Below are 21,215 nucleotides of genomic sequence, written 5' to 3'. Positions count from 1 at the left end.
GTCAGCGCCGCGCCTCCGCCGCCATGCGAAGTTCGCGGGCCCGCTGCAAGATGGCGTCTTCCATATTGATGGCCGTGTTCGGTGCCGCCGCCTGATCGACCCAGGCGTCGTTCTGGCGGACCTGACGGAAGACGCTGACGCGCAGGGCATCGGCACGCAGCGACCGGTCGAGAATGTAAACCGTGAGCTTGAGCCGCTCGTCCGGCGTCTGCTGCGGCGTGTACCAGTCGGTGATGATCACGCCGCCGAAGGGATCGGCCGATGCCAGCGGCATGAAGGAAATGGTGTCCAGCGTGGCGCGCCACAGGAAACTGTTGACGCCGATGCCGCCGCCGCCTTCATCCTGCTTTTTCTTGCTGCCGCTGCCGAAGATATCGAGGCCGTTGCCGCCGAAGACGCCCTGCCGCGCCGAGGTCGGGGCGGGATCATAGGTGCCGTATTGGTTCTTCTCCGGGAAATAGGTCTGCGTCTCGCCATCGCCGGGGGATGAACAGCCGCTCAGGGCCAGCAGGGCCGGCAGGACGAAAACGGCCAATTTCCGAATGGACGACCTTCGAGCGGACGACGGCAGAGCAGCCATGACGGCGAAACCTTCCAATACGCAATTGCGGGCTGTGGGATAGCATAATTCCAGCCGGAAGGCCAATCGGCGGCGCTCCTTGCACGAAGGCGGCTTGAGGTAATTTTATTGCGCGGAAGACGCTCGGTTTCGCCTTCGCTAACAGGGTGGCGGGTCTATGCCTTAAGGCATTGGAAACAAAGGATATCACCCTATACCAGTTGATGTCTCGGCTGCAACTTTTAATTGAAAAACAACGATTGCCGGAGGCCGCGAATCGGTTGGCCGGAGCCAATGGCAACGAAGGCCCTTAACCCGCCGTCTCGGAAGAGCTGCCTTTGAAGGTCCGCTTGCTGCTTTTCAAGCGCGCTCCGCTCCGTTTCTGTGTGGCGCGAATGCAACAGTGATCGGAAAAGCATCCCGGATTCTGCCGCTTTTATTGACACTTGCGGGCACGGAATGGCTTCATCCCTGACGATCACTCAGCCCACTCGGGCTGATTGTTCATTGCGAGTGACTAGCACTGCAAACCCAAATCCCGGTGGGAGAGGAAAAGAGGAAAATGAAGAAGACGCTGCTTCTACAAACCGCGCTCGTTGCAGCCGCCGGCTTGATGCTGGCCGACGCTGCGAACGCCCAGACCAAGGCTGTGCCGATCGGCGTGACCGTCGGCGGTTACATGACCCGCGCGTTCATGTTCCAGGATCGCGGCAATGCGCAGGTTGACCAGCCGTCGAAGACCTTTGGTCAGCCCGACGCGGAAATCTGGTTCAACATCCGCTCCGTGCTGGATAACGGCACCGTGATCGGCGGCCGCGTCGAGCTGGAAGGCTCGACCGAAGCCGACCAGATCGACGAGTCCTACCTGTTCGTCGAAAAGCATGACCTGGGCCGTATCGAAGTTGGCTCCACCGACCTGGTGCCCAACAAGATGCTGTACGGTGCGCCGAACGCCATCCCGGGCGAGTCGACCACTGTGACGGGCTCGGCCGCTGCGTTCTTCGGCGGCAACACCTACATGGGCTGGTTCGCTGCTAACCCGAACGACTCCGAGCACATCAACGTCTACACCTCCTCGAACCGCTACTTCGGTTCGAAGGTGGGCAAGGGTCTGCAGCTCGGCTTCTCCTATGCGCCGAACGTCTGCCAGGACAACGTCAACGTTGACTCGGTCAACGCCTGCCAGTCCTTCACCTCGAAAGCGAACAACAGCACCCCCAACAACATGCAGGACGTCTACGCCCTGGCCGCGAACTACGTCGAGTCGTTCGGCCCGGTCGACGGCGCTCTGTATGTCGGCTGGTACAGCGGCCGTCCCGGCTCGGCCTCCAATGCGACCGGCGATCGGGCCGGCGGCATTCAGGGCGGTGTGAACTTCGCCTGGAATGTGGGCGGCGGTTCGCAGATTCAGCTGGGTGGCCTGTACACCCAGGAAGAGAGCGACGCAGTCACGGCTAACCGGCATATCTGGACCGCTGGTCTGAAGTATCTGACCAACGGCGCCGCTCCGGGTTCGGTCGGCCTCGGTCTGGAAGGCCGCAAGGCCCATGTCACCGGCAGCGGCGACGAAGATCTGTACATGCTCGGCGTGACCTACCAGGTCGCCACCGGCATCCTGACCTTCGCCGGCGTCGGCCACGAGAAGATCGATTCGGATACTGCCGGTTCGGACAACAAGCAGAACTTCGGCAAGATCGGTATGCGTCTGGACTTCTAATTCGATCCCCGGATCGGATTGGGAAAAGGGGCAGGGCAACCTGCCCCTTTTTTTATGAGTGATTCTTTTATGCGTGATTCGATGCGGCGACGGCTCGCTGCCGGATCATCGCCCGCCGCTCGTCTCCGTAAAAATCGTCGCGGCCGAGCCGGGCCTTTTGTCTTCAAGAAAAATGAAGTCGTGGATAGCGGTCTCTGTCCTCCGCCGCCATGTTGTATTTTTGCAACAGCGAAAATCACCTTCCTAAGGGTGTGTCGGTTGTCACGTCTTTGTCCAAGTCGCCGGCTAAGCCTTTCAAAACGCGGCGGCTATGATCGTCGCGCTAAAGGGTGGTCGCGGGAGTTCGTCCTTCGACGCTGACACGTCTCTCCAAGGAAGGACCCACAGATGAAAAAGACCCTTCTCCTCCAAACCGCACTCGTGGCGGCTGCCGGCTTGATGCTGGCCGATGCTGCGAATGCCCAGACCAAGGCGCAGCCGATCGGTGTTACCGTTGGCGGCTATATGACCCGCAGCTTCGTCGTGCAGGATCGCGGCGAGCGCCAGACCGATCAGCCCGCCAAGACCTTCGGCTCGCCGGACGCGGAAATCTGGTTCAACATCCGCTCGGTGCTGGATAACGGCGCCATCGTGGGCGGCCGCGTCGAGCTGGAAGGCTCGACCGAGAGCGATCAGATCGACGAATCCTATCTCTTCGTCGAGCGCCGCGATATCGGCCGCATCGAACTCGGCTCCACCGACCTGGTGCCGAACAAGATGACCTACGGTACGCCGAATGCCATCCCGGGCGATTCGACCACCACGGTCGGCACGACCGGCGATTTCTTCGGCGGCGACAATTACCGCCTGCGCTTCAGCGGTGCGCCGGACGATTCCGAGCATATCAACCTCTACACCTCCGCGAACCGCTATTTCGGTTCCAAGGCGGGTAAGGGTCTGCAGCTCGGCTTCTCCTATGTGCCGAATGCCTGCCAGGACAACACCGACGTCGGTTCGACCAACGCCTGCAACTCCTTCACCTCCGGTGCGAACGGCGATACCGTCGTCAACATGCAGGACGTCTATGCCGTGGCGGCGAACTACATCGAGTCGTTCGGTCCGTTCGACGGCGCTCTGTTCGGTGCCTATTACAGCGGCCGCCTGGGTTCCGGTACGGATACTTCGGGTGATCGCGTCCACGGCTATCAGGGCGGCGTGAACGTTGCCTACAATGTCGGCAATGGTTCGCAGATCCAGTTGGGCGGCCTGTATACCCAGGAGCAGCTCAACCGCGCCAGCAGTGCCGACAAGCATGGCTTCGCTGCCGGTCTGAAGTATCTGACCAACGGCACGCAGCCGGGCTCGGTCGGTATCGGTGTCGAAGGCCGTAATGTGCGGCGCACCAATGTCGCCACCATCGGCGCCTCCAGCGAAGACCTCTACATGCTGGGCGTGACCTATCAGGTCGCCACCGGCGTCCTGACCTTCGCCGGCGTCGGTCATGAGAAGATCGATCCGGATGCGGGTGCCGACAACAAGCAGACCTTCGGCACCATGGGCATCCGTCTGGACTTCTGATCCAGCGATCAAGGGTGATCATCGGGAGGGGCCGGGCAACCGGCCCCTTGCTTTTTTGCCGGCTTTATTGCGGCCCTATTGCGACAATCCCAGCAGCAGGCCGGCGGCCAGCAGGGCGGCGATCGTCCATAACGCCAGGAGCAGCGGCCGCCTGGCACGGGTTTGTATCTTCGCCAGTTCCCTGAGGCTGCCGTCGCTGAGGCGCAGGCCGTCCGCCTGCAAGCTGCCGGCGAGGGCTTCGAAGCCTCTGGCGATCTGCGGCAGCCGCCGCGCCGTCTCGGTCAGGTTGCCGGCGATCTCGCGCAGCCGCGCCTCCGGTCCCATATTGCGCCCTGCCCAATCCTCGATCACCGGCCGCGCCGCTTCCCAGAAATTGATGTCGGGATCCAGGCTGCGCGCCACGCCCTCGACCGTCACCATGGTCTTCTGCAGCAGCAGCAGATGCGGCTGCGTGCGCATGCCGAAGGTCTCGGTGATCTGGAAAAGCTGCGCCAGCAGGCGGCCGATCGAGATTTCCGTCATCGGCCGGTCCAGGATCGGTTCGCCGATCGAGCGGCAGGCCTGGGCGAACAGATCGACCGAGCGGTCGGCCGGCACATAGCCCGCTTCGAAATGCACTTCCGCTGCCCGGCGCCAATTGCCCGAGAGAAAGGCGCCCAGCATCTCCGCCATGAAGCGCCGCGTGCCGAGATCGAGCCGGCCCATGATACCGAAATCGACCATCTCGATGCGGCCATCGGGCGCCACGAACAGATTGCCGTGATGCATGTCGGCATGGAAATAGCCGTCGCGCAGCGCCTGCTTCAGGAACAGGCGGATCACCCGCTCGGCCACGGTGGACAGGTCGATGCCGGCATCCTGCAGGGCTGCGCGGTCCTCGATCGGAATGCCGCTGATGCGCTGCACGGTGAGTACGCGCCGCGCCGTGCGCTGCCAGTCGATCGCCGGGACGACGACATCGGGATCGTCGCGAAAATTATCGCGCAGTTCGCTGGCCGCCGCCGCCTCCAGGCGCAGGTCGAGTTCGATCGCCACCCAGTCGCGCAAGGTCGCCACCACGTCGCGCGGCCGCAGACGGTCCATGCCCGGAAGGCGCCGCTCGGCATTGTCGGCCAGCCAGGCGAAGAGTTCCAGGTCGCGGGCGAAAGCCGCTTCCACGCCGGGCCGCAGGATTTTCACCGCAACCGAGGCCGGCTGGCCACCGGATTGTTCGTCGCCCGCCTGCCCGTCGCCTGCCGTCTCGGCGAAATGCACCTGGGCGATGCTGGCCGCCGCCACCGGCTCGCGGTCGAATGCGCTGAACAGGCTGGCCAGGGGCCGGCCGAATTCGGCTTCGATGGTCCGCTCGGCCAGCTTGGCCGGAAACGGCGGCAGCCGGTCGCGCAGGCGGCCGAGATCCTCGGCCAGGGCGGCGCCGATCAGATCCGGCCGGACCGACAGCACCTGGCCCAGCTTGATGAAGCTCGGCCCCAGTTCGCTCAGGGCATTGGCCAGCCGCTCGCCGGGACGCAAACCCGGCCGCTTGCGGCCGAAGACGGCCTGGAACAGCGCAAGCGCGCCCCGCGCCGATGCGCCGAGCGGCGCGTCGCGCAGCACGAACAGCGCATCGTGCCGGGCGAAGCAGCGGCCGATGGCGAAAAGCCGGCGAAGATGGCGCAGATCGGTCAGCATGAAAATGTCGCGGCCATCAACCGGTTCATCCGAGCAAGGGTCCTAAATCCGGCGGGCGGAATGCAGCGCGGCGATGCCGAAGCTGAGGTCGCGCACCTGCACATTGCGGAAACCGGCCGCCTCGATCATCGCGGCGAAATCCGCCTGGTTCGGAAAGCGGCGGATGCTCTCCACCAGATAGCGGTAGGAATCCTCGTCTTTCGCCACCAGGCCGCCGATCTTGGGCAGCACGTTGAAGCTGTAGACATCGTAGGCCGCAGCGATGGCCGGATTGCGCACGGCGGAAAATTCCAGGCAGAGGAAACGCCCGCCGGGCTTGAGCACGCGATAGGCCTCGCGCAGCGCCTGATCGATATGGGTGACGTTGCGGATGCCGAAGGCGATCGTATAGGCATCGACCGAGCGGTCGGACAGCGCCAGCCGCTCCGCATCCATGCAGGCCCAGGTCAGGCGGGCGAGCCGGCCCTGGTCGATCGCCCGGTTCCGGCCCTGTTCCAGCATCGCGGCGTTGATGTCGGCGACGACGATCTCGGCCTGTGGCGCGCGGTCCATGATGCGGAATGCGATATCGCCGGTGCCGCCGGCGACATCGAGGACGCGGATGGCGCCGCGAGGCTGCAGCCAGTCGATCATCTGCGCCTTCCACAGCCGGTGGACGCCGCCCGACATCAGGTCGTTCATCAGGTCGTAGCGGCTGGCGACCGATTCGAAGACGCCGCGCACCAGCCGGGCCTTCTCGCCCTCGGGCACGCTGCGGAAGCCGAAATGGGTCTCGTTCGTCATGGCAGGCAGACCATAGCCGAAACCAATCCGCCACGGTATAGACAGGGCCATGCCCGAATTGCCCGAAGTGGAAACCACGCGCCGCGGGCTGGCGCTCAAGCTGGACGGCCGGCGGATCGCCCGCATCGAGGCGCATCGGCCCGATCTGCGTTTTCCCTTGCCGAAGAATTTCGCCAAGACCATCCAGGGCCGCCGGGTCGAGGCGCTGGAGCGGCGGGCGAAATACATCCTGATCCGGCTGGAGGGCGGGCTGGTCTGGCTGGTGCATCTCGGCATGTCCGGCCGCATGCTGCTGCGGCTCGGCTGGCCCAACGATATCGGCCCGCATGACCATGTCGTTTTCGCCACCGACGAAGGCTGGAGCGTCACCTACAACGATGCGCGCCGTTTCGGCATGATGGACCTCGTGCCGGCCGCCGCGCTGCCGCGGCACCGGCTGCTGGCGGAACTGGGGCCCGAGCCGCTGGCCGATGATTTCACCCCGGCAGTGCTGCAGGCGGCGCTAAAGGGCAAGAAGACGCCGATGAAAGCCGCCCTGCTGGATCAGACCGTGGTGGCGGGGCTGGGCAATATCTATGTCTGCGAAGCGCTGTTCCGCGCCGTAATCAGCCCGAAGCGTCTGGCCGGGACGGTGCCGCCGGAGAAGCTGAAAAAGCTGGTCCCGGCGATCAAGGCCGTCCTCAACGAGGCGATCAAGGCCGGCGGCTCGTCCCTGCGCGATTATGTGCAATCGGACGGCGAGCTCGGCTATTTCCAGACCCGCTTCAGGGTTTACGACCGGGAAGGTCAGGCCTGCACCGCCTGTGAAAAGCCGGTGAAGCGGATCGTGCAGTCGGGACGTTCGACTTTCTATTGCGCCGCCTGCCAGCGGTAGGAAAGCCCGCCGCTTTTCGGCCGCCCCGGCCCTTTCCCGCACGGGGGAAGAGAGGCATTTCCTGGGCCTCAGGGCCTTCCAAAACCCGGCTCAAACTGCCAAAGTCCGCCCCATGTTTGCTCCCGCCTCGCTCCGGTCCGGCAGGCAGCGTTTCCATGCCCTTCTCATGGCTGCCCTGATCGGGCTGGCCGGCTTTTCTGCAACCGCCAGCCTGGCCGCGGGGAGGTTTCTCTCGATTGCCGAGGACGTGCCGCTGATGCCGGGCCTGACCGAAAACGCCGATGCCGCGACCGTCTTCGACAAGCCCGCCGGCCGTATCGCCAGCACCGAAGCCAGCGGCGCGGTGAGCCGGGCGGCGGTCAAGCAATTCTACGATGCGACGCTGCCGCAGCTCGGCTGGCAGGCCGAGGGGCCGGCGGAATACCATCGCGAGTCCGAGCGGCTGCGGCTCAGCTTCCAGAATGATGGCCGGATGCTGACCGTCCGTTTCGAACTGCTGCCCAATCGCTAAAAGATCAGCAAGAGGAAAACCCGTCATGGCGTACGAGAATATCCTGGTGGAGACGCGCGGCCCGGTTGGCCTGATCACGCTCAACCGTCCGCAGGCGCTGAATGCGCTGAATGCCCAGCTGGTCAAGGAGCTCGCCCAGGCGCTCGACACCTTCGAGGACGACGACGCGATCGGCTGCATCATCGTCACCGGCTCGGAAAAGGCCTTTGCCGCCGGAGCCGACATCAAGGAGATGCAGCCGAAGAATTACATGGAAGTCTACAAGGCGGACTTCATCACCCGCGACTGGGAGCGCCTCGCCCAGTGCCGCAAGCCGGTGATCGCCGCGGTCGCCGGCTATGCTCTGGGCGGCGGCTGCGAAATGGCGATGATGTGCGATTTCATCCTCGCCGCCGACAATGCCAAATTCGGCCAGCCGGAGATCAATCTCGGCACCATTCCGGGCGCCGGCGGCACCCAGCGGCTGACGCGTTTCGTCGGCAAGTCGAAGGCGATGGAGATGTGCCTCACCGGCCGCATGATGGATGCCGAGGAGGCCGAGCGCGCCGGCCTGGTCAGCCGTGTCGTGCCGAAGGATCAGTTGCTCGACGAAGCCATCAAAGTGGCCAACCGGATCTGCGAATTGTCGCGCCCGATCGTGATGATCGCCAAGGAATCGGTCAACCGCTCCTACGAGACGACGCTGGCCGAAGGCATCCGCTTCGAGCGGCGCGTTTTCCATTCCACCTTCGCCACGCTCGACCAGAAGGAAGGCATGGCCGCCTTCGCCGAGAAGCGCAAGCCGAACTTCCAGAACAAGTAGACGCCAGAACAGGCAGACGATCGCCATGCCCCCTCGCAGCCGCAGCCTGCGCGAAATCCCTGGAACCGATGGCCAGTTGGCGCCGTCCGCCGGCCTGCTGCCGGCCGGCCTGCGCGACGTGCTGCCGCCGCGTGCCGAATGGGAGGCGCAGGCAAGCGAGGGGCTGCTCGCCGCCTTCGCCCGTTACGGCTATGCGCGGGTGAAGCCGCCGCTGATCGAGTTCGAGGAGACGCTGCTGGCCGGCTCGGGCCAGGACCTGGCCGATCAGATGTTCCGCGTCATGGATCCGGTGTCGCAGCGCATGATGGGCCTGCGCACCGATATCACGCTGCAGGTGGCGCGCATCGCCGCCACCCGCCTGCGCGATGCCGCACGGCCGCTGCGCATGGCCTATGCCGGCCAGGTGCTGCGCGTGCGCGGCAGCCAATTGCGGCCCGAGCGGCAATTCGCCCAGGCCGGCGTCGAGCTGATCGGCGCGGAGGCCCTGGCGGCCGATGTCGAGGTCGCCGTTCTGGCGGCCGAAGCGGTGGCCGGTCTTGGCGTCGGCGGCCTGTCGCTCGACATCACGCAGCCGCTCCTGGCGCCGGCGATCATGCAGGCGGCGGGACTCGAACCGAAGCAGGCGCGCGCCGCGCGCCGCGCGCTGGACCGCAAGGATGCCGCCGAGCTGAAGGCCGCCGGCGGCGCTGCGGCGCCGACGCTGTTGCGGCTGCTCGAACTTGCCGGCCCGGCGCGCGCCGCCCTGGACGGCTTGAAGACACTGAAGCTGCCCGAGGAAGCGGCGCGGATCGTCGCCGATCTCGACGGCCTGGTCCGCGACGTCGCGGCGGCGGCGCCGGATCTGCTGCTGACACTGGACCCCGGCGAGTTCCGCGGCTTCGAATATCACACCGGCATCGCCTTCACCCTGTTCGCCCGCAATGTGCGCGGCGAGCTCGGCCGCGGCGGACGGTACATGACGCCGGCCGGAGAGACGGCGACCGGCTTCACGCTTTATCTCGACAGCGTGATGCGCGCGCTGCCGGCGCAGCCGGTGCCGCCCATGGTCTATCTGCCATTCGGCACCGATGCCGGCGTGGCGGCGAAGCTGCGCGGCGAAGGCCACCGGACCTGGGCGGCGCTGGAAAAGGAGACCGGCGATGTCGCCAAGGCGGCCAAGACCGCCGGCTGCAGCCATGTCTGGGACGGCCAGGCGGTACGGAAGATTTAGCGATGGCTCGGATGAATGCACCGTCATTGCGGGCCGGAATCCCGCGTTTTCCGAGCCGGTGCAACCGTAAAGTGAAGGACGCGTAGCATGAGCAACGTCGTGGTGGTTGGCGCCCAGTGGGGCGACGAGGGCAAGGGCAAGATCGTCGATTGGCTCTCGCTGCGTGCCGAAGTCGTGGTGCGTTTCCAGGGCGGCCACAATGCCGGCCATACCCTGGTGATCGGCGGCAACACCTACAAGCTCTCGCTGCTGCCCTCGGGCATCGTGCGTCCGGGCAAGCTGTCGGTGATCGGCAACGGCGTCGTGGTCGATCCCTGGGCATTGATCGCCGAGATCGACAAGCTGCGCGGCCAGGGCGTCGAGATTTCGCCGGCCAATCTGAAGGTGGCCGACAATGCCGTGCTCATCCTGCCGCTGCATCGCGATCTCGACGGCTTGCGCGAGGATGCCAGCGAAGGCGTGAAGATCGGCACCACGCGGCGCGGCATCGGTCCGGCCTATGAGGACAAGATCGGCCGCCGCGCCATCCGCGTCTGCGACCTCGCCGACAAGGCCATGCTGGCGCGCAAGCTCGACGGCCTGCTGGCGCATCACAATGCCCTGCGCCGCGGCTTCGGCGCCGAGCCGGTCGACCGTGCCGAACTGCTCGAGCAGCTCGACGAGATCGCGCCCAAGGTGCTGCCTTATGCGGCGCCGGTCTGGCGCGAGCTGGACGAGGCGCGGCGCGCCGGCCATCGCATCCTGTTCGAGGGCGCGCAGGGCTCGCTGCTCGATGTCGATCACGGCACCTATCCGTTCGTCACCTCGTCCAATACCATGGCGGGCAGCGCCGCCGCCGGCTCCGGCCTGGGGCCGGGCGGGCTCGGCTACATCCTCGGCATCGTCAAGGCCTATACTACGCGCGTCGGCGAGGGGCCGTTCCCGACCGAGCTGACCGACGATGTCGGCCAATGGCTGGGCGAGAAGGGGCGCGAATTCGGCGTCGTTACCGGGCGCAAGCGGCGCTGCGGCTGGTTCGATGCGGTGCTGGTGCGCCAGTCGGTCAAGCTCAACGGCATCCACGGCATCGCGCTCACCAAGCTCGACGTGCTCGATGGCCTGAAGGAGCTCCGGATCTGCGTCGGCTACGAGGTGAACGGCAAGACGCTGGATTACTTCCCGGCCTCGATGGCCGATCAGGCCGCCGCCAGGCCGGTCTACGAGACGATGGAAGGCTGGAGCCAGAGCACGCATGGCGCGCGGTCCTGGGTCGATCTGCCGGCTACCGCGGTGAAGTATGTCCGCCGCGTCGAGGAACTCATCGGTGCGCCGGTCGCCTTGCTCTCCACTTCGCCGGAGCGGGACGATACCATCCTGATGAAGGATCCCTTCGAGGATTGATCGCGGCTTGCCCTTGGCAGGGCCGGGCGGTTGTCAAAGACGGGCGGCAAGACCCGCGCGCCGTGTCGTTACCGAATATTTCGTCGAGGTTAACGGGCGATAACTTTCGCCTGGACAGGGGAGTCCTAGGATTGGCTCATCGGTTTCGCCCCGGAGGAGCCCATGCTCAGGACGCAGGATGCAGCATTGCACGCCATCGGCGCAGAAGGGATCGCGGATCTCTGCGAGGCCATCTGCCTGGACGCCGTCGATGTGACTTCGGCGATGCGCGCCAGCATCTGGTTCTTCAACAGCCGCGGCGACATGGTCTGCCAGTATCTGCTGGACGCCCGCGACGGCCGCATCCAGCAGGGCGCCGTCATCCCGCATGAGGCGACGCTGGCCTATTTCCGCGCCGCCGCCCAGGGGCTGGGCTCGGTAATGACAGAAGATGCGCCGGCCATCTCAGGCGAAGAGGCCGATCCGGCGAAGGAGGGCGGCGAGGCCGGCACGCAGATCGATCTGCTGCTGGTCGACGGCCGCAGCCAGCCGGCCGCGATCTTCCGCTGCGAACGGGGCTCGGCCACCGCCGATGACTGGAGTGCGCGCGATCTGACCATTCTGCGCAATCTGGCTCAGGCGCTGGCCACCGCGATCCGCCGCGAGGCGCGCGAGCAAAGCGCCGGCCGGGCCGCCAAGGACATCACGGCCTCCGGTTACGCCGCCGGCATGGGATCCTGTCCGGTCGATCTGTCCTGGCTGCCGGTCCAGCCCGGCACGGAAATCCGCCTGCCCGACATGCTGCCGCCCGACCGGCTCGACATCACCGATTGGGAATCGGCGCTCGAGGATTTCGACGATTGAGCCGCGTGCTCGGCTCGGTCCGGTTCGTGCGTAGCGTGGCGTAGTTTAAGCTTCCTCCCTTTTTCCTCTCCCTGTGTGGAGGCGTTCCTCCAGGTTGACTCGCCCGCGGCCAATGTCCTCCGGCCGCGGGTTTTTCTTTTCGCGAATGAAAATAACGCCGTTGTTCGGTCGGTTCCTACGCCGTCGCCTCGAGGCCCTGCTGCTGGGCGGCGCTGCGCACCGCTTTCTGCAGCTTCTCGAAGGCGCGCACCTCGATCTGGCGCACGCGCTCGCGGCTGATGCCATAGCGCGAGGAGAGGTCTTCCAGCGTGGTCGGCTCGTCGACCAGGCGGCGCTGCACCAGGATGTCGCGCTCGCGCTCGTTCAGATTCTGCATCGCGCTGTTCAGCAGCTTGCGGCGGGCATCGCTTTCCTCGCCCTCGGCCAGCCGCGTCTCCTGGCTCGGCGTCTCGTCGACCAGCCAGTCCTGCCATTGCGCCTCGCTTTCGCCATCCTCGCGCAGCGGCGCGTTCAGCGAATGGTCCGGCGCCGCCAGGCGGCGGTCCATGGTGATCACCTCGTCCTTCGAAACGTCGAGCTGGGTGGCGATCTTCTCGACCTGCTCGGGCGTGAGCTGGCCACCCTCGATCGCCTTCATCTGGCCGCGCAGCCGGCGCAGGTTGAAGAACAGCTTCTTCTGCGCCGCCGTCGTGCCGATCTTCACCAGCGACCAGGAGCGCAGGATATATTCCTGGATCGAGGCGCGGATCCACCACATGGCATAGGTCGACAGCCGGAAGCCCTTGTCGGGATCGAAGCGCTTGACCGCCTGCATCATGCCGACATTGCCTTCCGAGATCAGTTCGCCGATCGGCAGGCCGTAGCCGCGATAGCCCATGGCGATCTTGGCTACCAGCCGCAGATGGCTGGTCACCAGCTTATGGGCAGCCTCGACATCGCCGCGGTCGCGCCAGGCTTTGGCCAGCATATATTCTTCCTCCGGTTCCAGCATTGGAAAACGGCGGATTTCAGCCAAATAACGCGCAAGACCGCCTTCGGTGGCGGAGATGGCGGGTAAACTGGCAGTGCTCATATTTCTGTAACTCCCCCGGCCGGACGGATGTTCGGCACAACCCGACAAATGTGCATGCGATGCCTCTATTTCAACGAATGAACCCGCTGAATTGGGCAGAAGTGCGGCGCCTGCCTCCGGGCTGTAACCCCGATCACAGTTCGGCGCGCCTTTCCAAAGGGTAAAAACGAGATCGACTGGGCGGCCGCCGCGTTAACCCAGATCAAGGGCGAACAGAAACGGCGAAGGAGGGCCCGGCATGCAGTTCCCCAGATCGGCCTCGCTCTGTTTCGCGCTGTATCTGGCCCAGGCCGGGCCCCAGCTTCCTGCCCTGGCCACCGCCCAACCCGTCTGGCAGCCCTTTCCGGCAACCGAAGCCTATCTCGTGCTGGCCGTGCCGGGCCTGGCGGCCTGGCCGACCATGGCGGCAGAGCTCAAGGGCGGCCAGCCCGGCATCCGGAATTTCCGCTATCTCTGGGGCCAGCCGCTGGCCGCCGGCAGCTTCGCCGATGTCATCGTCAGTCAGGTCGAGCAGACCGGAAAGTATTTCGCCGCGCCGCCGGATTATCCGCAGAAGCTGCTCCAGGCCTTCGCCTATCTGGCGCCGCGCCGCCCGGCCTTCGGCGAAGCGGAAACCGTGGTCAGCGCGCCGCTGGGGATGATCAATGTGCGGCCCCTGTCGCTGACCGGCCGGCGCTGCATCGGCTTCGGCGGCATTTTCGGCGTCGTACCCGGCAGCACGACTTTCGCCGGCGGCACGGCGCCGCAGGGCGATAAATGGATCTATGGACTCTACTGCCCGCCCGCGGGCCAGGTGCTGACGCCGGAGGGCATGCGCTACATCATCGAGGGCTTCGGCTGGAAGGGCATCGCTCTGGCCGCGCCCGGCCGGCCCCGGCCCGCCACCATCATGGCGCCGGGCTGAGCGTCCGCAGCAACGCCGCGAAATCCTCCGGCAGCGGGCTTTCGAAATGCATCCGCTTGCCGCTCACCGGATGACGAAAGCCCAGCACGGCGGCATGCAGGGCCTGGCGCGGAAAGCCGGCCAGGGCCTTGCGCGCGCTCTCGTCCAGGGCGAAACGCTGCAGCGAGCGGCGGCCGCCATAGACCGGATCGCCGATCAGCGCGTTGCCGCGGCTGGTCATATGCACGCGGATCTGATGCGTGCGTCCGGTTTCCAGCGTGCAGCGCACCAGTGCGCAGACCGGCCGGCCCTTGGCATCGTAGATCAGCCGCTCGGTGCGGTAATGCGTCAGCGCCGGTTTGCCGCCCTTGGCGACGATCGCCATCCTCTTGCGATCGCGCGGATCGCGGCCGATGGCGCCTTCGATGCTTCCGTGCGGCGGATTGGGATGGCCCCAGACCAGCGCGTCATAGGCGCGCTCGATGTCGTGGCCGGCGAACAGCGCCGCCATCGCCTGATGCGCGCGGTCGGTCTTGGCGGCGACCACCAGGCCGGACGTATCCTTGTCGATGCGATGCACGATGCCGGGCCGCCGGACGCCGCCGATGCCTGACAGGCTGTCGCCGCAATGATGCAGCAGCGCGTTGACCAGGGTGCAGTCCGGGTTGCCGGGCGCGGGATGCACCACCAGACCCGGCGGCTTGTCGATCACGATGAGCTGATCGTCCTCATAGGCGATGGCCAGCGGAATCGCCTGCGCCGCGGGACTGGCGGCGACCGGCTCGGGCGGCGCAACCGTGTAGACCTCGCCCGGTTTGATCTTGCGGGAGGGGTCGGTTATCGTCGCGCCTTCGAGACGGACATGGCCTTCCAGCACCAGCGCCTTCAGCCGCGAACGCGACAGCGCCGCGCCGTCGTCTGCGGCGGCGAAACACGCGGCCAGGTAGCGGTCGAGCCGCTCGCCGGCGGCGTCGGCCGGCACGGGCGGCAGGATCTGGGTGGCGGTGGGCATTGGCAGGACGATAGCCGGGAGCGATATGGGCGATATGGGCGAGATGATGCGGCAGGCAGCCGCTGAGGATCCGAGAATACGGTGGCTGAAGCCGCTCGTCATCGGGCTCAGCATCGTCTTCTTCGGCGGCCTTCTGCTGCTGGTGGTGCTGATCGCCACCGGCGCGCATCTGAAGCGCACGCCGGCCCCCGTGGCGCCGCCGACCGCCATCGCCGACCGCAGCATCACCTTGCCGAAGAACAGCCGCGTTACCGACGTGCTGGCGAGCGGCAACCGCATCCTGCTGCGGGTGCGGCTCGCCGACGGCTCCGAACGGCTCTATGCGCTGGACGGCGCCAGCCTGCAGCCGCTCGGCAGCGTCACCATCCAGGTGGAAAAGTAAGCCGCCGCCATGCTGTCGCTGCGCCGGGCCCAGCTCGATCAGCTCAACGCCTTGGCCGAAGTCGCCTTCCCGCGCGAAGCCTGCGCGCTGCTGATCGGCCGCGAGCATGGCGACGGGCTGCTCGCGGTCGCCGAGGTGGTCGCGGCCGATAACGTGGCCGCGGACGGCGAACGGGAATTCGAGCTCGATCCTGCCGTGCATATCGCGGTGTTGCGCCGCCTGCGCGAGAGCAACGCGGTCGAGCGCGTCATCGGCCATTGGCATAGCCATCCGAATGGCCGCGCCGAGCCATCCGCCATGGATGCCGCGATGGTGCACGATCCCGGCCTCGTCTGGGCGATCACCAGCCTGCTGGATGGAAGAGTGCAGGAATTGCGCGCCTTCCGTCCGGCGCTGCGCAACGGCTTCGACGCTATCCCGGTTGAGATTCTTCCCTGAGACAACAAGGCCGCCGCCATGACCCACAGCCTGGATTTCCGTTCCGACAATACCTCCGGCGCCGCGCCGGAGGTCATGGCGGCTCTGGCCGCCGCCAATCACGGCACCGCCGCGGCCTATGGCGAGGATGATTGGACGATCGAGCTGGACGCCGCCTTCTCGATGCTGTTCGACGCCGATTGCCGCGTCTTTCCGGTCGCCACCGGCACCGCGGCCAACAGCCTCGCCCTGAGCTGTCTGACGCCGGGCTTCGGCGCGGTGTACTGCCATGTCGAAAGCCATATCATGGTGGATGAATGCAATGCGCCGGAATTCTTCACCGGCGGCGCCAAGCTGGTCGGCCTGCAGGGCGTCGACGGCAAGGTCACGCCCAAGGCGCTGGAGCAGGCGCTGAGCCTGGGCTGGCGCGGCGTGCAGCATCATCCGCAGCCGGCGGCGCTGTCGATCACGCAGGCGACCGAGTCCGGCACGGTCTATGCGCCCGACGAGATCGCCGATCTTGCCGGCATCTGCCGCGCCAACGGATTGCGGCTGCACATGGATGGCGCGCGCTTTGCCAATGCGGTGGCGGGCCTGAACTGCTCGCCGGCGGACCTGACCTGGCGCGCCGGCGTCGAAGCGCTCAGCTTCGGCGCCACCAAGAACGGCGCCATGGCCGCGGAAGCCGTCGTCTTCTTCAAGCCCGAGCTGGCCGAAAGCTTCCTCTACCGCCGCAAGCGTGCCGGTCATCTCTTCTCGAAAGCGCGCTTCCTGTCGGTGCAACTGCTGGCGATGCTGCAGGATGGCCTCTGGCTGCGGCTGGCGCGGCAGGCCAATGATTGCGCGCGCCAACTGGCCGAAGGCCTGCGGCATCTGCCGGGCGTGTCGCTGCCCTGGCCGGTCCAGGCCAACGAGGTCTTCGCGGCGATACCGCAACCGATGGCCGAGGCGATGCAGCGCCGCGGCGCGCAGTTCCATTGCTGGGATCCGGCGCGCTCGCTCTATCGCTTCGTCTGCGCCTTCGACAAGACTGCGGACGACGTCGCCGCCCTGCTGAAGCTGGCGAAAGAGGCGCGGTAGTTTCGCAGCGCCGCCTCCGCCCAAGGAAAGTCTCGCGCGAAACCTTCGGCCAGGTCCGGGTGATCTCCTCGACCCGGCTGCGGTCGACATGGTTCTGCATCCCGTTTCTCCTCGCGCAACCAAGCTGTCATGCAGAGCCAATCGCGGCTCGGCGCGCTGGTTCCATCCGGCTGCAGCCCGCTCTGTCACCCTCTGGCGTGATCGGTGATTTCCTCGGCCCAGGGCGGCCGGGGCGTATATTTTTCCACCAGGAAATCGACGAAGGCGCGCACCTTGGCGGCGAGATGCTTCTTCGCCGGATAGACGACATGGATCGGCCAGGTCACGTCGGCGGCATGCTCCTCCAGCACGGCGACCAGCCGCCCGTCGCGCAGGGCCGGCGCCACGGCGAAATCGGCGGCAAAGCACAGGCCGAGACCGGCCAGCAGCATGCGGAAGATCGCGTCGCCATTGTTGGTGCGGAAATTGCCGCGCACCGGAAGCCGCTCTATTCCGCCATCGGCGCGGCGAAACGGCCAGGTGTTCAATCCATCCGGCCCGTCGAACAGCAGGCAGTTATGCCGCAGAAGATCGCCCGGCCTCTGCGGCGTGCCGTGCCGCGCCAGATAATCGGGCGCCGCGCAGACGATGCGGCGATGCTCGCCCAGCCGGCGCGCCATCAAGGTCTCGTCGCGCAACTGTCCGACGCGGACGGCGACATCCTCGCCCTCGGCCACCAGATCGACCACATGGTCGGCGAAGGTGATATGCACGTCGATTTTGGGATGGCGGGCGACGAATTCGGGGATCAGCGGCACGATCTGCATCATGCCGAAGCCATGTGCGACATTGACGCGCAGCAGGCCGCGCGGCTCGGCCTCGGCGCCGCCGACGCTGGCCTCCACCGCCTCGATCTCGGCGAGGATGCCGCGCACCTGTTCGAAATAAGCGCGGCCCTCGGCGGTCAGGTTGACCCGCCGGGTCGTGCGCTGCAGCAGCCGCGTGCCGAGCCGGTCCTCCAGCCGGCCCATCAGCTTGCTGACCGCCGACGGGGTCAGCCGCAATTGCTGCGCTGCAATAGTAAAACTGCCAGATTGTGCAACTGCAACAAAGGCTTCCATCTCGCCGAGGCGGTTCATGGCGACCTCAATATATGAATTTCAATCATCAAATCATGTCAAAATACATTATTTATGAATGAATGGAACAGGCCTATTTTCACCCGCAAGCCTCCCCAGGCTGAAAACAAGGAAAAACGACCATGACTCAGTTCCAGCCCATGTTCTCCGACCATCTGTATATTTCCGGTGCGGAGCTCGCCTATTACCGTCACCGCGCTTTTGCGCTGCGGCAAGACGCGATCGATGGCAGCCTGCGCCGGCTGGCCAATAACCTCATCCGCACCGTGCGCGCGCTGAGCGAGGCCGGCCAGGTCCGTCTCGCCGCCGCCAGGTAAGCGGCGCCCGATAGCGATTGTCTGCTCGTCGCCTGCTTTGCGGCCGTTTGCGGCCGGGCGGCGACGGCGGCAGCGCCTTGCAGGGCCGGCGGCGTTGTCATAGGTGAGGGGCCAGGCGTTGTTCGCCCCTGCCCCGGGGTCCCTCGCCATGACAGCGCAGCCGGCCCTGTTCGTCAGCCATGGTTCGCCGCTGCTGCCGCTCGAGCCGCAGCGTCCCGCCCATATCTTCCTGCACGGCGCCGCCCGGCATTGGCCGGTGCCCAAGGCAATCCTCGCCGTGTCCGCTCAATGGGAAACCGAGGCGCCGGAGATCGGCGCCAGGGCGCATCCCGCCACGATCCACGATTTCCACGGCATTCCGCCGGCGCTCCATCGCATGCAATATCCCGCGCCGGGCGATCCGGCGCTCGCCGCGCGCATCAAGGCGCTGCTCGCCGCAGCCGGCTTCCCTGCCGCGCTCGACGACGAGCGCGGACTGGACCACGGCCTGGTCGCCGCTGTCGCTGATCTATCCGAAGGCGGAGATTCCCGTGCTGCCTGGTCGGCGCATTCATGCTCGAGGTCATGTTTAAATATGTCGCCGTCGGCATCGTCGCCCCATTGCTTGCGCCATTCGCACTGTTTCGTCCGACACGTCCTTTTACCGTTGCTGGGATGCGGATCGTCATCGGCGCCTTTTTCACGATGCTCTTCACGGGCGGCGCACTCGGCTTCACCATGACGACAGTGGACTACTATGCCGACAAGATCTACAGCGCAGCCTGCAAACGCTTGGATGACGACGACGATGCAAAGCAAAGCCTCTCGTGCCCGAAGACACAGGACGGGGCATTGTCGGCCTACCCGAAGGCGGCATCGTAGATACGGGGGACGATGACGAGGCCAGCGGAAAGATCTCGCTGCTGGATATGAACATCGAAATGATGTCCGTCCTGGGCTTCGCCTCCATCCTCCTGCATCTGCAGGCGAAAGCCCTGGCCTCGAATAGTTCGGGAGCGAATGACGGCGCCGGCGGCTTCCACGCCATGCGGATGGGCTTCGGCGCCGGCGGCCTCGTATCCTCCGCCTCGGGCGTGCTGCGCGGCCAGGGCATGAGCGAAATTGCCGGCAAGGGCCTCACCGCCGCCGGCCAGGCGATACATCAGCACGGTCTGATTGGCGGATCGCTTGCGGCGCTGGCGCATCAGTTCAAGTACGGCGCCGGCGGCCTGCGCAACCGAAACGGCTGAGGCAGTCCGTCAGGCCGCCCGCGGCTCGACCTCGCGCTCGATCCGCTTGCGCAGGCCGGGGCCGGCCCGGTCCAGATCATAGCGGGCCTGGAGGTTGATCCAGAACTCGGCGCTGGTGCCAAAATAGCGGGCCAGCCGCAGCGCGGTATCCGCCGTCATGCCGCGCTCGCCGTTGACGAGCTCGTTCAGCCGCGAACGAGGTACCTTCAGCGCCTTCGCGAGGCCGTAGACTGACAAATCCAGGGGCTTGAGAAATTCCGTCGCGAGAAACTCTCCGGGATGCATAGGCGCCAGACGTCGCCCGGTGGTGACTTCGGACAGGTCGACCAAACCGCGATCGAGGTCATCCCGTTTGATCGTCATCGCATCCTCCTCAATGGTAATCCACAAACTCGACGTCGAAGGCATGGCCCGCGTCCCAGCGGAAACAGATCCGCCATCGGTCATTGACCCTGATGCTATGCTGTCCGCGCCGGTCGCCAGACAATGCCTCAAGGCGATTACCCGGTGGCCGGGTCAGGTCCTGCAACTGGACTGCCGCATCGATCGCCAGCAATTTCGCGCGTATCCGGCGCTGCAGATTATGAGGCACGCCCCGGACGGCTTCACCCAGGAACAACGCCGCCGTCCGCTTGTCCGCATAGCTTCGGATCATGATCGATCATAGCGCGGCAGTATCGTCACGGCAAGCGGTACGTCCTGCAATGCAGTACGAATTCGATTGACAGGCGCCATCGTCACCCCTGTATACCACAACCCACATGCAGCGCCTTGCTGCCGAGGGGGGCAGGAATGAGCGTCGTCGATCTTCTCAAACAGCCGGTCTACGCCCTCCTCGCGGCCGGCACGATAGCCGCCGGCGCCGGCGGCGCCGCCTATTGGTACGCCGTCCCCGCGGCGCCGACCGCAGCTTCCGCGCCTGCAGATGCCGGGACGGGCAGTACGTCGCATTCGGCCGATGCCGTGCAGATATTCCCCACCAATTTCGACGTCGTGATCGAAACCGGCGTGAAGCGTCGCCGCCAGGCGCCGCATGCGCTGACGGCACATCCGAGCGACGAACATCTCCTGCCGCTCTATGTCGCGCTCGGCGCCGCCACGCCGCGTCAGCCGGCCGAGCGCCTGCATGCCAGCTTCGCGCACGGCACGCTGGCGATGGACAGCTACCTGTTTCACTGACCGGCGCCCGCTTCGCCGGGAGCCGCAGCGGCGGGTATTTTTCCGCCAGGGCGGAACGATTTCTGCCGCATGGCCGTTATTGCCGTACCTCCCGCATTGCGTAGCTCCGGCAGCCGGCGTGCCCATGGCCGAGATTCTGGTGGTCGAAGACGATTCCGTCATGCGGGCAACGCTGAGCGATTGCCTGCAGGCCGAAGGTCATGCCGTGCATTGCGCGGAAAGCGGCCATCAGGCCCTGACGGTCCTGCGGCAGCATCCTTGCGAACTGGTGATCACCGATGTCTACATGCCGGAAGGCGACGGCCTGGAATTGATCACCGAGCTGCGCCGCTTCGCCCATGTGCCGATCATCGCGATTTCCGGCGGCGGCGCCTTCGATGCGACTTTGAGTATGCTGTCTGTGTCCTCGGTTCTCGGCGCCAACGCAGTGCTGCGGAAGCCCTTCGGTCTCGAAACGCTGCTCAACGCGGTCGACGAGGCCTTGTTGCGCAAAAGCATGACGCCTTCGGGCCAATAGCCGTCCGCTATGGCCGGCGATGCGGATTCCCCCGGGTTCGCGCTCGCCGCAGAATGTCATATGTTCAAGGTAAGTCATATGTTCAAGGTAAATGGTGCTGCG

At 65.8% G+C, this 21,215-nt stretch carries 25 protein-coding genes and 1 pseudogene; 18 read left to right on the top strand and 8 right to left on the bottom strand.

The window, feature by feature from the left end; translation table 11 throughout:
- Position 1 precedes the first annotated feature (1 nt).
- Entirely contained in the window at positions 2-535 is a 534-nt protein-coding gene (locus tag VF194_RS13630) for a DUF3576 domain-containing protein (protein WP_330891726.1), read from the bottom strand.
- 586 nt (positions 536-1,121) lie between these two features.
- Here VF194_RS13630 and VF194_RS13625 point away from each other — a divergent pair.
- Positions 1,122-2,276: a porin gene (locus VF194_RS13625; protein WP_330891725.1), complete on the top strand. Its 1,155-nt coding sequence runs from the start codon at positions 1,122-1,124 to the stop codon at positions 2,274-2,276.
- Between the two features lie 387 nt (positions 2,277-2,663).
- Complete coding sequence (locus VF194_RS13620) at positions 2,664-3,833, top strand: porin (RefSeq protein ID WP_330891724.1); 1,170 nt, start codon at positions 2,664-2,666, stop codon at positions 3,831-3,833.
- A gap of 75 nt (positions 3,834-3,908) precedes the next feature.
- Here VF194_RS13620 and ubiB read toward each other — a convergent pair whose 3' ends face one another.
- On the bottom strand, positions 3,909-5,504 hold the full coding sequence (gene ubiB, locus VF194_RS13615) for a 2-polyprenylphenol 6-hydroxylase (protein WP_330891723.1): 1,596 nt from the start codon (positions 5,502-5,504) through the stop codon (positions 3,909-3,911).
- Positions 5,505-5,546: 42 nt separating this feature from the next.
- A complete protein-coding gene (gene ubiE / locus VF194_RS13610; RefSeq protein ID WP_330891722.1) occupies positions 5,547-6,287 on the bottom strand; it encodes a bifunctional demethylmenaquinone methyltransferase/2-methoxy-6-polyprenyl-1,4-benzoquinol methylase UbiE in 741 nt (246 codons plus the stop codon).
- A 49-nt stretch (positions 6,288-6,336) separates the two neighbouring features.
- Between ubiE and mutM the strand changes: the two genes are divergently transcribed.
- The 6 genes from mutM (at position 6,337) to VF194_RS13580 (ending at position 11,907) form a co-directional block, all read left to right on the top strand.
- Positions 6,337-7,161: a bifunctional DNA-formamidopyrimidine glycosylase/DNA-(apurinic or apyrimidinic site) lyase gene (mutM, locus tag VF194_RS13605; RefSeq protein WP_330891721.1), complete on the top strand. Its 825-nt coding sequence runs from the start codon at positions 6,337-6,339 to the stop codon at positions 7,159-7,161.
- 166 nt (positions 7,162-7,327) lie between these two features.
- A complete protein-coding gene (locus tag VF194_RS13600; RefSeq protein ID WP_330891720.1) occupies positions 7,328-7,672 on the top strand; it encodes a hypothetical protein in 345 nt (114 codons plus the stop codon).
- Between the two features lie 25 nt (positions 7,673-7,697).
- A complete protein-coding gene (locus VF194_RS13595; RefSeq protein ID WP_330891719.1) occupies positions 7,698-8,474 on the top strand; it encodes an enoyl-CoA hydratase in 777 nt (258 codons plus the stop codon).
- Between the two features lie 25 nt (positions 8,475-8,499).
- A complete protein-coding gene (locus VF194_RS13590; protein ID WP_330891718.1) occupies positions 8,500-9,684 on the top strand; it encodes an ATP phosphoribosyltransferase regulatory subunit in 1,185 nt (394 codons plus the stop codon).
- An 87-nt stretch (positions 9,685-9,771) separates the two neighbouring features.
- Positions 9,772-11,064: an adenylosuccinate synthase gene (locus VF194_RS13585; protein WP_330891717.1), complete on the top strand. Its 1,293-nt coding sequence runs from the start codon at positions 9,772-9,774 to the stop codon at positions 11,062-11,064.
- A 162-nt stretch (positions 11,065-11,226) separates the two neighbouring features.
- Entirely contained in the window at positions 11,227-11,907 is a 681-nt protein-coding gene (locus VF194_RS13580) for a hypothetical protein (RefSeq protein ID WP_330891716.1), read from the top strand.
- A 175-nt stretch (positions 11,908-12,082) separates the two neighbouring features.
- Here VF194_RS13580 and rpoH read toward each other — a convergent pair whose 3' ends face one another.
- Positions 12,083-12,979 (bottom strand): RNA polymerase sigma factor RpoH, encoded by an 897-nt coding sequence (gene rpoH, locus VF194_RS13575; RefSeq protein ID WP_330891715.1) that lies wholly within the window; start codon positions 12,977-12,979, stop codon positions 12,083-12,085.
- Positions 12,980-13,217: 238 nt separating this feature from the next.
- On the opposite strand from rpoH, the gene VF194_RS13570 reads away from it, so the two are divergent.
- On the top strand, positions 13,218-13,883 hold the full coding sequence (locus tag VF194_RS13570; protein ID WP_330891714.1) for a hypothetical protein: 666 nt from the start codon (positions 13,218-13,220) through the stop codon (positions 13,881-13,883).
- Here the strand turns inward: VF194_RS13570 and VF194_RS13565 are convergent.
- Complete coding sequence (locus tag VF194_RS13565; protein ID WP_330891713.1) at positions 13,867-14,874, bottom strand: RluA family pseudouridine synthase; 1,008 nt, start codon at positions 14,872-14,874, stop codon at positions 13,867-13,869. The genes VF194_RS13570 and VF194_RS13565 overlap by 17 nt on opposite strands.
- Here VF194_RS13565 and VF194_RS13560 point away from each other — a divergent pair.
- Genes VF194_RS13560 through VF194_RS13550 form a run of 3 tightly spaced genes read left to right on the top strand, consistent with a single transcriptional unit; the run spans position 14,861 to position 16,753 of the window.
- Complete coding sequence (locus tag VF194_RS13560) at positions 14,861-15,256, top strand: DUF6476 family protein (protein WP_330891712.1); 396 nt, start codon at positions 14,861-14,863, stop codon at positions 15,254-15,256. The genes VF194_RS13565 and VF194_RS13560 overlap by 14 nt on opposite strands.
- A gap of 9 nt (positions 15,257-15,265) precedes the next feature.
- Entirely contained in the window at positions 15,266-15,694 is a 429-nt protein-coding gene (locus VF194_RS13555; protein WP_330891711.1) for a M67 family metallopeptidase, read from the top strand.
- 18 nt (positions 15,695-15,712) lie between these two features.
- Entirely contained in the window at positions 15,713-16,753 is a 1,041-nt protein-coding gene (locus tag VF194_RS13550) for a low specificity L-threonine aldolase (protein WP_330891710.1), read from the top strand.
- Positions 16,754-16,938: 185 nt separating this feature from the next.
- Here VF194_RS13550 and VF194_RS13545 read toward each other — a convergent pair whose 3' ends face one another.
- Positions 16,939-17,871, bottom strand: a complete 933-nt coding sequence (locus VF194_RS13545) for a LysR family transcriptional regulator (RefSeq protein WP_330891709.1) — start codon at positions 17,869-17,871, stop codon at positions 16,939-16,941.
- Positions 17,872-17,993: 122 nt separating this feature from the next.
- Between VF194_RS13545 and VF194_RS13540 the strand changes: the two genes are divergently transcribed.
- The 4 genes and pseudogenes from VF194_RS13540 to VF194_RS13530 all read left to right on the top strand — a co-directional run bounded on the left by VF194_RS13540 (position 17,994) and on the right by VF194_RS13530 (position 19,417).
- Positions 17,994-18,188 (top strand): hypothetical protein, encoded by a 195-nt coding sequence (locus VF194_RS13540; RefSeq protein ID WP_330891708.1) that lies wholly within the window; start codon positions 17,994-17,996, stop codon positions 18,186-18,188.
- 148 nt (positions 18,189-18,336) lie between these two features.
- Positions 18,337-18,669, top strand: a pseudogene (locus VF194_RS19855) (dioxygenase); the annotation flags it as partial.
- 71 nt (positions 18,670-18,740) lie between these two features.
- On the top strand, positions 18,741-19,049 hold the full coding sequence (locus tag VF194_RS19850) for a type IV secretion system protein (RefSeq protein WP_414656106.1): 309 nt from the start codon (positions 18,741-18,743) through the stop codon (positions 19,047-19,049).
- The gene (locus VF194_RS13530) at positions 18,995-19,417 is read left to right on the top strand and encodes a hypothetical protein (RefSeq protein ID WP_330891706.1); all 423 of its coding nucleotides are present in this window, start codon (positions 18,995-18,997) and stop codon (positions 19,415-19,417) included. The genes VF194_RS19850 and VF194_RS13530 overlap by 55 nt, the downstream gene beginning before the upstream one ends.
- A gap of 9 nt (positions 19,418-19,426) precedes the next feature.
- Here the strand turns inward: VF194_RS13530 and VF194_RS13525 are convergent, their stop codons facing one another.
- The gene (locus VF194_RS13525) at positions 19,427-19,780 is read right to left on the bottom strand and encodes a HigA family addiction module antitoxin (RefSeq protein ID WP_330891705.1); all 354 of its coding nucleotides are present in this window, start codon (positions 19,778-19,780) and stop codon (positions 19,427-19,429) included.
- Positions 19,781-19,790: 10 nt separating this feature from the next.
- Positions 19,791-20,072, bottom strand: coding sequence for a type II toxin-antitoxin system RelE/ParE family toxin (locus VF194_RS13520; protein ID WP_330891704.1), 282 nt, complete (start codon positions 20,070-20,072; stop codon positions 19,791-19,793).
- A gap of 137 nt (positions 20,073-20,209) precedes the next feature.
- Here VF194_RS13520 and VF194_RS13515 point away from each other — a divergent pair, with 137 nt between their 5' ends.
- Positions 20,210-20,596, top strand: a complete 387-nt coding sequence (locus VF194_RS13515; RefSeq protein ID WP_330891703.1) for a hypothetical protein — start codon at positions 20,210-20,212, stop codon at positions 20,594-20,596.
- 124 nt (positions 20,597-20,720) lie between these two features.
- Entirely contained in the window at positions 20,721-21,113 is a 393-nt protein-coding gene (locus tag VF194_RS13510; protein WP_330891702.1) for a response regulator transcription factor, read from the top strand.
- Positions 21,114-21,215: the final 102 nt, after the last annotated feature.

The sequence above is a fragment of the Ferrovibrio sp. genome, from assembly GCF_036381655.1.
GTDB lineage: Bacteria > Pseudomonadota > Alphaproteobacteria > Ferrovibrionales > Ferrovibrionaceae > Ferrovibrio.
This window is presented reverse-complemented; position numbering and strand designations above follow the sequence as displayed.